This is a genomic window from Bradyrhizobium sp. CIR18 (genome assembly GCF_014198295.1).
GTDB lineage: Bacteria > Pseudomonadota > Alphaproteobacteria > Rhizobiales > Xanthobacteraceae > Bradyrhizobium.
The window spans coordinates 12,673-24,049 of the sequence record NZ_JACIHF010000005.1 but is presented as its reverse complement, the minus strand read 5'-3'; the positions used below and the strand labels follow the sequence as shown (position 1 = coordinate 24,049).

13 protein-coding genes are annotated in these 11,377 nt (G+C 65.5%); 2 read left to right on the top strand and 11 right to left on the bottom strand.

Translation table 11 applies throughout. The annotated features are described in order from the left end of the window. Positions 1-200: 200 nt before the first annotated feature. The 7 genes from GGD65_RS18190 to GGD65_RS18160 are packed head-to-tail and all read right to left on the bottom strand — an operon-like array spanning position 201 to position 6,000. Positions 201-851 carry an aspartate/glutamate racemase family protein gene (locus tag GGD65_RS18190; RefSeq protein ID WP_183236156.1) on the bottom strand — a complete coding sequence of 217 codons (651 nt, stop codon included), beginning with the start codon at positions 849-851 and terminating at the stop codon, positions 201-203. 8 nt (positions 852-859) lie between these two features. Continuing rightward, entirely contained in the window at positions 860-1,744 is an 885-nt protein-coding gene (locus tag GGD65_RS18185; protein ID WP_092254564.1) for a polysaccharide deacetylase, read from the bottom strand. Then, entirely contained in the window at positions 1,731-2,546 is an 816-nt protein-coding gene (locus tag GGD65_RS18180; protein WP_183236155.1) for an ABC transporter substrate-binding protein, read from the bottom strand. Before GGD65_RS18180 ends, GGD65_RS18185 begins: the two co-directional genes overlap by 14 nt. Positions 2,547-2,560: 14 nt before the next feature. Next, positions 2,561-3,325: an amino acid ABC transporter ATP-binding protein gene (locus GGD65_RS18175; protein ID WP_183236154.1), complete on the bottom strand. Its 765-nt coding sequence runs from the start codon at positions 3,323-3,325 to the stop codon at positions 2,561-2,563. Further along, a complete protein-coding gene (locus tag GGD65_RS18170; protein ID WP_026201902.1) occupies positions 3,322-4,179 on the bottom strand; it encodes an amino acid ABC transporter permease in 858 nt (285 codons plus the stop codon). The genes GGD65_RS18175 and GGD65_RS18170 overlap by 4 nt, the downstream gene beginning before the upstream one ends. Beyond that, a complete protein-coding gene (locus GGD65_RS18165; RefSeq protein WP_183236153.1) occupies positions 4,176-5,003 on the bottom strand; it encodes an ABC transporter substrate-binding protein in 828 nt (275 codons plus the stop codon). The genes GGD65_RS18170 and GGD65_RS18165 overlap by 4 nt, the downstream gene beginning before the upstream one ends. 40 nt (positions 5,004-5,043) lie before the next feature. Continuing rightward, positions 5,044-6,000 carry an N-carbamoyl-D-amino-acid hydrolase gene (locus GGD65_RS18160; protein ID WP_080670082.1) on the bottom strand — a complete coding sequence of 319 codons (957 nt, stop codon included), beginning with the start codon at positions 5,998-6,000 and terminating at the stop codon, positions 5,044-5,046. A gap of 151 nt (positions 6,001-6,151) precedes the next feature. Between GGD65_RS18160 and GGD65_RS18155 the strand changes: the two genes are divergently transcribed. Next, positions 6,152-7,078: a LysR family transcriptional regulator gene (locus GGD65_RS18155; RefSeq protein WP_018317715.1), complete on the top strand. Its 927-nt coding sequence runs from the start codon at positions 6,152-6,154 to the stop codon at positions 7,076-7,078. A gap of 23 nt (positions 7,079-7,101) precedes the next feature. Further along, positions 7,102-7,809: a type 1 glutamine amidotransferase gene (locus tag GGD65_RS18150; RefSeq protein WP_183236152.1), complete on the top strand. Its 708-nt coding sequence runs from the start codon at positions 7,102-7,104 to the stop codon at positions 7,807-7,809. A gap of 283 nt (positions 7,810-8,092) precedes the next feature. On the opposite strand, the gene GGD65_RS18145 is transcribed toward GGD65_RS18150, so the two are convergent. From GGD65_RS18145 to ruvB, 4 genes are all read right to left on the bottom strand, one after another. Beyond that, complete coding sequence (locus GGD65_RS18145) at positions 8,093-8,560, bottom strand: nuclear transport factor 2 family protein (protein ID WP_183236151.1); 468 nt, start codon at positions 8,558-8,560, stop codon at positions 8,093-8,095. A gap of 93 nt (positions 8,561-8,653) precedes the next feature. After that, positions 8,654-9,103 (bottom strand): tol-pal system-associated acyl-CoA thioesterase, encoded by a 450-nt coding sequence (gene ybgC / locus GGD65_RS18140; RefSeq protein WP_092254538.1) that lies wholly within the window; start codon positions 9,101-9,103, stop codon positions 8,654-8,656. A 68-nt stretch (positions 9,104-9,171) separates the two neighbouring features. Then, positions 9,172-10,092: a metallophosphoesterase gene (locus GGD65_RS18135; RefSeq protein WP_183236150.1), complete on the bottom strand. Its 921-nt coding sequence runs from the start codon at positions 10,090-10,092 to the stop codon at positions 9,172-9,174. Between the two features lie 129 nt (positions 10,093-10,221). Continuing rightward, a complete protein-coding gene (gene ruvB / locus GGD65_RS18130) occupies positions 10,222-11,256 on the bottom strand; it encodes a Holliday junction branch migration DNA helicase RuvB (protein ID WP_183236390.1) in 1,035 nt (344 codons plus the stop codon). Between the last annotated feature and the right edge of the window lie 121 nt (positions 11,257-11,377).

Here is an 11,377-nt window from a genome sequence, read left to right as displayed (position 1 = left end):
GCAGCCGCGGCCGCGGTGTGCTCCCTCTCCCGCTTGCGGGGAAGGGCTGGGGTGGGGGTGTCTCCGCAGGCGATGACCCCGAGAGGAAAGAGCCCCCACCCGCCGCGCTTCGCGCGTCGACCTCCCCCGCAAGCGGGAGAGGTTGCAGCGAGCGCGTAGCCTGAGCTGTGTCAGAAAAACGGGGCTTCATCATTTGTGCTTCATATGTTCAACAAGACCGCACCGATCGCAGCGGCGATCGCCTGCTGCGCCGGCTCGACCACGGGCACGCCAATCGCCTCCGCAATTGCCGCGCGGTGCGAGGCCATGCCGGCGCAGCCCATCACCACGACATCGGCGCGGCATTGCGTGACCAGCGCGCGGCCGGCGTCGATCAACCGTCCCCGGATATCTGCAGCTGCGGTCTCGGCTGCGCTCGCGCCGACCGACCAGCTTCCGGCATAGCGGCCGTCGACGCCCATCAGCCGCACCATCCGTTGCTGGCGCCGGATGCTCGAGGGCGACAGCGCGATGATGCCAAAACGTTCACCCAGCATCAGCGCGCGAAAGATGCCGCATTCGGCGATGCCCATCACGGGACGACCGCCGGCCGCCTCGCGCACCGCATGCAGGCCGGGATCGCTGAAGCAGGCGAGCACGAAGGCATCGGCATCCTCGCGCGCGACGCGATTCACCAGCGGCATGACGACGCTGTCGGCATCGCGCTGCGAGCTGATGCCCGGCGGCCCCTCGGCGAGGCCGACCACTTCGATCTCAGGCCCGCCGGCGATCCGCAGCGGCGCGACCGCCTCGTCGATCGCCGCCGTTACCGAGGCCGAGGAGTTCGGGTTGATGACGAGGATACGGGTCATGGCGCTCCCTAGCGGTTACCGGCCTCGTGGCGCAAAAAATTCTCCGCGATCTTCTCGCCGGTGGTGATCCAGACATCCGGGCACGACTTTGCGTAAGTCAGGAATTCGCGCAGCAGCCGCAGCCGCATCGGGCGGCCGCTGCACTGCGGATGCAGCACCGTCGTCACCATCGCGCCCCAGTCGCGGACCTCGTCGAGCTCGTCCTTCCAGATCGAGAGCACATGTTCCTTGGGGAAGATCGAGCGCGGGCTGAAGCGCGCGGAGAGACCGTGCATCCAATCGTCATAGCTCGCGGTGACCGGCAGCTCGATCGTGCCGGGCTTGCCGTCGGCGAGACGATGGCGATAGGGCCTGACGTCGTCGCGGAACGAGGAGGTGTAGACGATGCCGTGGCGCACCAGCGCGACGCGCAGCTCCTCGGTGAACTCGCCGTACGGCGCGCGATAGCCGGTCGGCTTGACGCCAAGCCGGCGCTTCAGCGCCTCGAAACCGCGCTCAAGCTCCTCCTCGATCCAGGGATCGCCGGGATCGGGCAGCAGATGATGATAGCCGTGATGTCCGATCTCGTGACCGGCCTTGAGGATGGACTCGGCCATCGCGGGATGCGCATCGACCGACCATCCCGTGACAAAGAAGGTCGCTTTCAGATCGAGCTGGTCGAGCAGCTCCAGCAGTTTTGGCGTGCCGACGCGGGCCTCATAGCCGCCATAGCTCATGGTGATGAGCCGCTGGGCGTGCACTGCGTCCTTGCTGGTCCACGCGCTCTCGGCGTCCACGTCGAACGACAGGAACATCGCCGAGGTGTACGGCTTCGGCCACGGATAGTCCGGCGCGGGATCTGCGGTGTTGGCCGGGACGAGCGGGATGCTCTGGAGTGCTTTACTGTCCAGCATTGATGGTCGCCTTCTCTAATCCGTTGTCGGTGAGTTTCCACTTGGCAAGCAGGGTCTTGTAGGTGCCGTCGGCGATCAGCGCGTCGACCGCCTCCAGCATGGCCTGCTGCAAGGCCTTTTCCTTGACCGGCAGGGCGATGCCGGTGAATTGCTGTGCGATGGGCTCGCCCACCGTTGCATAAGTGCCGGGCTCGAGGTCCATGATGTAGGGCAGCGTCTCGTTGCCCTGGGCGGCGGCATCGATGCGGCCTTGCCTCAGCTGGGTGCGGGCGTCGGCCGAGCCGTCGGTGCCGACGAACTGAATCGGACTGCTGCCGCAATTCTTTTCGCTCCACACCGCAATCTGCGCCGGGAACATGGTGCGGCGACTGGCGCCAACCTTCTTGCCGCAGAGTGATGCGGCGTCCTTGAACTCCGCCTTGCGCGACTGCTGCACGAAGAACTGCGGACCGCTGCGCAGATAATCGACGAAGGACGCGATCTCGTGCCGGCTGGCATAATCGGTGAAGCCGGACAGGATGGCGTCCACGCGCCCGGTCGAGATCGACGGCATGAACTCGGCAAAGCTCGTCTCCTGCCATTCGATCTTGACGCCGAGCTTGCGGCCGATGGCTTCGCCGAGATCGATGTCGAAGCCGGACAGCGCGTTGGTCGCGGGATCGCGGAACTCCATCGGCGGATAGTTCGGCACCAACGCCACCTTGATGCTGCCCCGCTTGGCGATCTCCGCGGGCAGATCGATCGCCATCGCGGGCACACTGATGGCGCCGAGGAACACCGCCGCAACCAAAAATCTTTTCATCAACACGCTCCCGTTCAGATCACAGCCGAAAGAAATGCCCTGGTACGCTCCTCGCGCGGGGCGCCCAACACGTCCGATGCGCGGCCCTGTTCGACGATCGCGCCCTGGTCCATGTAGACGACGCGGTCGGCGACCTCGCGCGCGAAGCCGAGCTCGTGCGTCACCACCATCATGGTCATGCCGCTCCGCGCCAGCTCCTTCATGACGGCAAGCACCTCGCCGACAAGCTCGGGATCGAGCGCGCTGGTCGGTTCATCAAAGAGCATCAGCATCGGCTTCATCGCCAGCGCCCGCGCGATCGCGACACGCTGCTGCTGGCCGCCGGAGAGCTGGGCGGGATACCAGTCCGCCTTCGCGGACAATCCGACGCGGCGCAGCAGCTCGAGCGCTTCAGTGCGTACCTCATCGGGCTTGCGGCCCTGCACCTGGAGCGGACCTTCGGTGATGTTCTCCAGCGCGGTCTTGTGCGGAAACAAATTGAAGCGCTGGAACACCATGCCGGTCTTCAGCCTCTGCCGCCCGATCTCGCGCTCGCTGAGGCGATGCAGCCGTCCGCTTTGCTCGCGCACCCCGAGCAATTCGTCGTCGAGCCAGATGCCGCCGGCATCGATCGTGGCCAGCTGGTTGATGCAGCGGAGCAGCGTGGTCTTGCCCGAGCCGGAGGCGCCGATCAGGCACATCACCTCGCCGGGCCAGACGTCGAGCGAGACGCTTTTGAGAGCCTGGAATTCGCCAAAATTCTTGGCGACGGAGCGGATCGCGACGAGAGGCTTTGTCATCGCGCGAGCCGCAATGTGCCGCGCGCAAAACGGCGTTCGAGCAGCATCTGGAGCGGGGTCAGGATCGAGACCACGAGCAGGTACCAGAGCCCGGCGACAATCAAGAGCTCGATCACGCGGGAATTGGCGTAATAGATGTTTTCGGCGTTATGCAGCAGTTCCGGATACTGGATCACGCTCGCCAGCGACGTCGCCTTTACCATGCCGATGAACTCGTTGCCGAGCGGCGGGATCACCACCCGCATCGCCTGCGGCAGCACGATGCGGCGCAGCGCGCGCAGCCGTCCCATGCCGATCGCCTGCGCCGCCTCATACTGCCCGATGTCGACCGACAACATCCCCGCGCGCATCACCTCGGAGGTGTAGGCGCCCTGGTTGATGCCGAGCCCGAGCAGCGCGGCAAGGAAGGGCGTCATGACGTCGACGGCGCGCGCGCTCCACAGGCCGGGAATGCCGATGGTTGGAAACACCAGCGCGAGGTTGAACCACAGCAAGAGTTGCAGGATCAGCGGCGTGCCGCGGAACAGCCAGGTGTAGCCGGCGGCGACCGTCTTCAGCACCGGATTGGGCGACAGCCGCATGATCGCCACGACGATTCCGAGCACGATGCCGAGCGCCATCGCCAGCACCGCCATCACCATGGTGTTGACGATGCCTTCGAGGATGACTTTTGCGGTCAGGAAGCGGCTGACATAGGACCATTCGATCTGCCCGTTCGCAAACGCGCGCGCAATGGCCGCAAGCACGAGAATGATCAGCGCGGCGCTGAGCCAGCGAAACCAATGCGGCTCGCGCGCGATGCTCAGCCCCGACAGATCGGGGAAACCTTCCGCGAGTGCCGGCGCCGGCTTCATTGCGGCGCCGCGTTGAGCATGGGCTGGGCCACAGCGTTCGCACCTAAGCCCCATTTGTCGAGAACCGCCTTGTAGGCACCGTCGGCGATCATGGCGGCGAGCTTCTCCGTCACGACTTCGCGCAAGGCAGCATCGTCCTTGCGGAACATGATGCCTTGGTAACCTTTGGCGAAGGGCTCGCCGACGACGCGGTATTTTCCGGGCTCCTGCGTTTGCGCGTAAGGCAGCGTCTCGCTGCCCTGCACGGCGGCGTCGATGCGGCCTTGCTTGAGCTGGTTGCGGACGTCGATCGAGTTCTCGCCGGGGACATACTGGATGGCAGGTTTGCCGGCCGGCTCGCAATTCTGCTTGCTCCACTTCTCGATCTCGACCGGGAAGCTGGTGCTCCGGGTGGTGCCGACCTTCTTGCCGCAGAGATCGGTCGCGTCCTTGGCCGCATTGTCCGCCATCACGAAGAACTGCGGGCCGGTGGCGAGGTAATCGACGAAATCGGCGGTCTCGCGCCGCGAGGCGCGGTCCGAGATGCCGGAGATGATGAAATCTGCTCGCTTGGTCTGAAGCGAGGGGATCAGCTCGGCGAACGGCGTCTCGCTCCAGACGATCTTGAGGCCGCCGAGCCGCTTGGCGAGCTCGTTGGCCAGATCGATGTCGAGCCCGACGAGCTCATTGGTCGCGGGATCGCGATATTCCATCGGCGCGTAGGTGGAGTTGACCGTGAGCTTCAGCGTGCCCGCCTGCTTGATCTCCGCCGGAAGCTCGGCCGCCTGTGCCGATGTCGCGGCAGCCAGGGTTGCAAGGGCGAGGAAATGCGAAAGGCGTGTCATGTCAGCTCCTTTGGCTGGCGCCGCGACCGGCCGTTTGAAATCAATCCGCGTCGAGAACGGCCGGCTCGATGACCCCGGCACGTTCAGTGATCACCCTGTATTGCTCCGGCCGCCGGTGGGCGGCGAAGTTGAACATCTTGTCCTTGCCCTGGCGGCAGAGATCGAGATCGATGTCGGCGACAATCACTTCATCGGCGAGCGTCTGCGCCTGCGCGACGATACGCCCATTGGGATCGACGATGCAGGAGCCGCCGATCAGCCCGGAGCCGTCCTCCTCGCCCGCCTTCGCCACCGAGATTGCCCAGGTCGCGTTCATGTAGGCGTTGGCCTGCGTCACCAGCGTCGAGTGGAAGGTGCGCAGGGCGCCGTCTTCGGTGGTGCCGCCATTGGGATCGTAGGCCGCCGAATTGTAGCCGATGCAGACGAGCTCGACGCCCTGCAGACCGAGCACGCGCCAGGATTCCGGCCAGCGCCGATCGTTGCAGATCATCATGCCCATGATGGCGTGGGCCCAGGCCGAGCCGGCGCGGAAGGCGGGAAAGCCGAGATCGCCATATTCGAAATAACGTTTCTCGAGCTGCTGGTAGCGTGCGCCCGGCCGCGGCTCCACCGAACCCGGCAGGTGAACCTTGCGATAGCGGCCCAAGATCTCGCCGTCGCGATCGACCAGGATCGCGCAATTGTAGCGGCGGCCGTCCGCGGTCTGCTCGGCATAACCGACATAGAAGCCGACGCGCAGCGCCCTCGCACGATCGAACAATTTTGCCACCGCAGGGTTCGGCATTCCGCGCTCGAAATAGCGGTCGAGCGCCTCGCCTTCGAGCAGCCAGCGCGGGAAGAAGGTGGTGAAGGCAAGCTCGGGGAACACCACGAGGCTGGCGCCGCGGCCGGCCGCCTCCTCCAGCAATGCGAGCATCCGCGACAGCGTATGCTCGCGCGTATCGGCTTTTTGCGTCGGCCCCATTTGAGCTGCGGCGGCGCGAAGGACACGAACCAAGTTTGCCTCCAATCTGTGCGCAGTGCTGCCTCAATGGGCGAATGAACCCTTTGATGCGACGTGCAAATCCGCTGCCATTACGGGCGAGCGGGGCTGCAAAATCAATTCGTTCTGCTATGATGTTTTGGCCCTGAGTATAATCGGCAGTGATATGAACCTGCGTCAGCTCGAAATCCTGCGCGCCGTCATCCGCCATCGCACCACGGTCGCCGCCGCGGACGAGCTGGCCCTCTCGCAACCCGCGGTCAGCAATGCGCTGAAGACGATGGAGGCGCAGGCGGGCTTCGCGCTGTTCGAGCGCGTCAACAACCGGTTGTTTCCGACCGCGGAAGCGATGGCGCTGTACAAGGAGAGCGAGGCGATCTTCGCGCTGCACGCGAAACTCGAGAACCGCGTGCGCGATCTGCGCGAGAACCGCTCCGGGCATCTTGCCATCGTGGCGACGCCGCCGCTCGCCTACAGCATCATTCCCTCCGCGCTCTCAGGATTCCTGCGGCGCCGCCCGGAGACGCGCGTGTTCTTCGACGTGCGGCGCTACGAGGGGATCATCGAAGGTGTGCTCAGCCGCGTCGCCGAGCTCGGCTTCGCGCTCGGCCTGACGCATCATCCCGGCATCGCGCACGAGGTGGTGCATACCGGCGAGATGGTATGCGTATTGCCGCCGCAGCACCCGCTCGCAGAAAGGCCCGTGATCTCGGCTTCGGATCTGTCCGGCCTGCCTTTCATTGGGCTCGAACGCGGCACGCGGCTGGGTGAAGCCGTGCGCGACAGTTTTGCCCGCGCCGGCGCGCCGTTTCGGCCGACCGTCGAGGTGCGCTACTGCAACACGGCCTGCGTGCTGGCTGCCGCCGGCGTCGGCGCCGCCGTGGTCGATCCCTACTCGCCGCGACAGAACGGCGGCAGCGGCCTCGTCGTCCGCCCGTTCACGCCGACGACGCACGCGGTCGCCTATATGCTATGGTCGGAGGCCGAGCCGCTGTCGCGCCTCGCCAAGGCCTTTCTCAACGAGGTCCGCAAGGAAAGCGCACTGCTGGAGCGTACAGCGTCACACCAGCAATATCGGGCAGAAAGCGACTGAGCTTCGCAACCTTCCGGGGGCACATGGCACGCATCACGATCATCGAGACCGGGCAGGTCCCGCAAAAATATCGGGAGCAGCACGGCTCGTTCCCGGACATGTTCGAACGCATGGTCCGCACCGAGGACCCGACGGCTACGGTGGACGTCGTCAGCATCCCGAATGGCGACGCGCTTCCTGATCCGGGCAAGCTCGAGGCCGTGCTGATCACCGGCGCGGCGGCCGGCGTCTATGACGGGCTCGACTGGATCGCGCCGCTGGAGGATTTCGTCCGTACCGCTTACGCCAACAAGACGCCGATGGTCGGCATCTGCTTCGGCCATCAGCTGATCGCGCAGGCGCTCGGCGGCACCGTGCGCAAATCCGAGAAGGGCTGGGGCATCGGCCGGCACGTCTATCAGGTGCTGCCGGAGAACGGCGTCGTCGAGGGCGAGGAGGTTGCCATCGCCGCCTCGCATCAGGACCAGGTGATCGAGCCGCCGAACGATGCGCTGACGATCCTGTCGTCCGATTTCACCCCGCATGCCGGCCTGCTCTACGCCAACGGCACCACGCTGACCGTGCAGCCGCATCCGGAGTTCGACGTGGCGTTCGCGCAAGTGTGCTGCGATCTCCGCGACGGCAAGGCGCCGGACGACGTGGTGGCGACGGCACGCGCATCGCTAGCCGAGCCGATGGACAATGCGAAGCTCGGTGGGGCGATCACGCGGTTTTTGGCAAGGCGCACGTAGTTCGCAATCGTCGCCACGTAGATTCTTCCCTTCTCCCCTTGTGGGAGAGGGTGAAGCAGCACCGGCTTCGATAAACTCAGTGCGGTAGGGCGGGCACAGCGAAGCGCGCCCACGTCCTGCCTGTTTGGCGAGACGACGTGGGCACGGCGCAAGTGCGCCTTTGCCCACCCTACGATTCCGGACTCGCTGAGAGAGATCCCTCACCGTATCGCCGCCATGCGGCGAGCCACCCTCTCCCACAGGGGAGAGGGTGCAGCGCGCCCGCCGCGCTATCTCGCTAACATCAAAACGGATCCGTTCCCAATCCCGGCACATCCGCGGGCCGCGGCCCGGGCGCGGTCCAGTGAAACCGGCGATCCTTCTCCGCAATCGCGATATCGTTGATCGACGCCTCGCGCCGCTTCATCAAGCCGTGCTCGTCGAACTCCCACTGCTCGTTGCCGTAGGAGCGATACCACTGTCCGCCCGCGTCGTGCCATTCGTACTGGAAGCGCACGGCAATGCGGTTCTCGTCGAAGGCCCAGAGGTCCTTGATCAGGCGGTAGTCCTGCTCCTTCTCCCATTTGCGGGTGAGGAAGGCGACGATGGCCTCGCGGCCCTGAAAGACCTCAGAGCGATTGCGCCAGCGGCTATCCACGGTATAGGCGAGCGAGACGCGCACCGGGTCGCGTGAATTCCAGGCGTCCTCGGCCATGCGGGCCTTCTGCGCGGCGGTCTCACGGGTGAAGGGCGGAAGCGGCGGGCGCGACATGATGGCCTCATCGGTTGGTCGGGGCCGCAATCTATCGCCCCAACTGCTGGAGTCGATAGACCATCACTTATCGGGCGATCACTTATCGGGCGATCACGAAATCAGATCGGCCTTCATCAACGCGCGGATCGATTTCGGGATCGGCTGCGCGCGGCCGCCGCTGATGAAGGCGACGCGGACCTCGGCCTTCACCAGAACTTCCCCGCCGCGCCGCACTTCCTGCGCCAGCATGATCGAGGCGCCCTTCACCGCGACCGGCCAGGTCACGACATCGAGCACGTCGTCCATCCGCGCGGGTTTCAGGAAATCCAGATGCATCGAGCGCACGACGAAGGCGAAGCCCGCGCCTTCCGTCTCCACCTGATCGAACAGCGCCTGCTGCTCGGCGCCCATCAGCCGGAGGTGATTGGTGCGGCCACGCTCCATGTAGCGCAGATAATTGGCGTGATAGACGATGCCGGAGAAATCCGTGTCCTCGTAATAGACGCGGACCTGCATGTGGTGGCGGCCGTCGCGGATCTCGCCGTCGAGATGAGCTGTCACGTCGCGAGCCTCTTCGCTTGTCGCTATAGGTCCGTTTTGCGCAAAAACGGCCGGACGCGCAAGCGTAGCTAGGACACAGCGAGCCCTGTCCTTCCCAGCGTCACCTCGACGATCTCGGGCGGCACACCGACACGGACCGGCATGATGCTGCAACCGAGGCCGCCGGAGACAATGAGGTCGCATTTCAGCCGGAAGTGGCCATAAGCGAGGCGCAGGCCGTCCTTGGGCGAAACCGCCGGCGACCAGCCGAGCAGACGAACCTGGCCGCCATGGGTATGGCCGGACAGTTGCAGCGCGACGCGCCCGGGTACGAGCGGCGCGATGTTGGGCTCGTGCGCGAGCAGGATGACCGGCGCATCGTCGGTGACCTTCGCCAGCGTGCCCGCAAGATCATCGACGCCAAGCCGGTGCGCGCGGCCGAAGCGCTTCGAAGGATAATAGGCCAGCTGATCGCCGAGCCCGGCAAGCCAGAACGGGCGACCGTCTTTGGAAAGACGCACGACGTCGTTCTCGTAGACGGGAATGCCGGCCGCCTCCAGCGCCCGATGCGCGATGGTCGGCCCATGCCCCGCCCGCTGCACGGTCAAGTCGTCCCAATAATCGTGATTGCCCATGACGGCATGGACGCCGAGCGGTGCCTTGAGTCCGGCCAGCACCCTCGCCCATTCGCGCGACGGGATGAGGCGCGTGACGTGGTGAAGGCCGGCGACATAGTCGCCGAGCAGCACGATGATATCAGGCTTCAGCGCATTGGTACGGTCGACGATGCCCTCGATCCGCTCCAGCGACATCCAGGGATCGCAGGCGTGGATGTCGGCGATGGCCGCGATCTTCAACGGAAAATCCGCCGGCCATTGCCGCGGCTTCGGATGATAGCGGGTGACGCGAAGCCGCAGCACCGGCTCGACGCCGACGCCGTACGCGGCGGTCGAGATGCCGAGGGCGGACAGACCGCCGATGGAACGGATGAAATGACGGCGCGTGATCATGGAAGCCCGATCGAGATGCGCCTTGTTGATGCGGTCTGATTGGAGCGGAATTGGGGTGCGTTCGTGCAGACCGTCTGCACGAGATTACCAGAAATTCATGATAGAAGGAGCGCACTGCATTGGCGCAGCTCAGTCGTCGCTCTCGTCCGTGCCGAACAGGCCGAATTGTGTCGCCGCATCGCGCGAGGGCTCGGCGATGCCGAGATGACGGAAGGCGTGCGAGGTGAGCAGACGGCCGCGCGGGGTGCGCTGGAGATAGCCGCACTGGATCAGATAGGGCTCGATGATGTCCTCGATCGCATCGCGCGGCTCGGACAACGCGGCGGCCATGGTCTCGACGCCAACCGGGCCGCCGCCATAGTTCATCGCGATGGTCGTGAGGTAGCGACGGTCCATCGCGTCGAGGCCCGCGGCATCGACCTCGAGCGCGCTCAGGGCGTGGTCGGCGATCTTGCGGTCGATCTTGTCGGCATCGGCCGCCGAGGCGAAATCGCGCACGCGGCGGAGCAGGCGGCCGGCGATACGCGGCGTGCCGCGGGCGCGGCGGGCGATTTCGTTGGCGCCATCCGCGCTCATGCCGACATTGAGCACGCGCGCGCCGCGGCTGACGATGCTTTCGAGCTCCTCGATCGTGTAGAAATTGAGCCGCACCGGAATGCCGAAACGATCGCGCAATGGATTGGTGAGCAGGCCGGCACGCGTGGTGGCGCCGACGAGGGTGAATTTCGACAGCTCGATCTTCACCGAGCGCGCCGCCGGGCCTTCGCCGATGATGAGGTCGAGCTGAAAGTCCTCCATCGCGGGATAGAGCACCTCTTCCACCGCCGGGCTCAGACGATGGATCTCGTCGATGAAGAGCACGTCGCGCTCTTCGAGATTGGTGAGGAGGGCTGCGAGATCACCGGCCTTTGCGATCACAGGCCCTGACGTCGCGCGAAAGCCGACGCCCAGCTCCTTGGCCACGATCTGCGCCAGCGTGGTCTTGCCGAGGCCGGGCGGGCCGACGAACAGCACGTGATCCAGCGCCTCGCCGCGCTTGCGCGCCGCTTCGATGAAGATCGAAAGGTTCTTGCGCGCCTGCTGCTGGCCGACGAAATCGGACAGCGATTGCGGACGCAGCGCGGTGTCGCCGACATCGTCGCTGCGGCGCTCGGGCGAGACCATGCGGTTGGCCTTGGGATCGCTCACCTGGCGAACTCCCCGTAGAGTGGGCAAAGGCGCTCTTCGCGCCGTGCCCACGAGATCTCTCCGATCGCCCTAAGAGTGGTGGGCACGCTGCGCTTTG

Coding starts and splice junctions, on each gene's coding strand:
- GGD65_RS18170 (WP_026201902.1), bottom strand. CDS start 4,179: ATGAAGCCGGCGCCGGCACTCGCGGAAGGTTTCCCCGATCTGTCGGGG.
- GGD65_RS18175 (WP_183236154.1), bottom strand. CDS start 3,325: ATGACAAAGCCTCTCGTCGCGATCCGCTCCGTCGCCAAGAATTTTGGC.
- GGD65_RS18145 (WP_183236151.1), bottom strand. CDS start 8,560: ATGTCGCGCCCGCCGCTTCCGCCCTTCACCCGTGAGACCGCCGCGCAG.
- GGD65_RS18180 (WP_183236155.1), bottom strand. CDS start 2,546: ATGAAAAGATTTTTGGTTGCGGCGGTGTTCCTCGGCGCCATCAGTGTG.
- GGD65_RS18190 (WP_183236156.1), bottom strand. CDS start 851: ATGACCCGTATCCTCGTCATCAACCCGAACTCCTCGGCCTCGGTAACG.
- GGD65_RS18165 (WP_183236153.1), bottom strand. CDS start 5,003: ATGACACGCCTTTCGCATTTCCTCGCCCTTGCAACCCTGGCTGCCGCG.
- GGD65_RS18150 (WP_183236152.1), top strand. CDS start 7,102: ATGGCACGCATCACGATCATCGAGACCGGGCAGGTCCCGCAAAAATAT.
- GGD65_RS18155 (WP_018317715.1), top strand. CDS start 6,152: ATGAACCTGCGTCAGCTCGAAATCCTGCGCGCCGTCATCCGCCATCGC.
- ruvB (WP_183236390.1), bottom strand. CDS start 11,256: ATGGTCTCGCCCGAGCGCCGCAGCGACGATGTCGGCGACACCGCGCTG.
- GGD65_RS18185 (WP_092254564.1), bottom strand. CDS start 1,744: ATGCTGGACAGTAAAGCACTCCAGAGCATCCCGCTCGTCCCGGCCAAC.
- GGD65_RS18135 (WP_183236150.1), bottom strand. CDS start 10,092: ATGATCACGCGCCGTCATTTCATCCGTTCCATCGGCGGTCTGTCCGCC.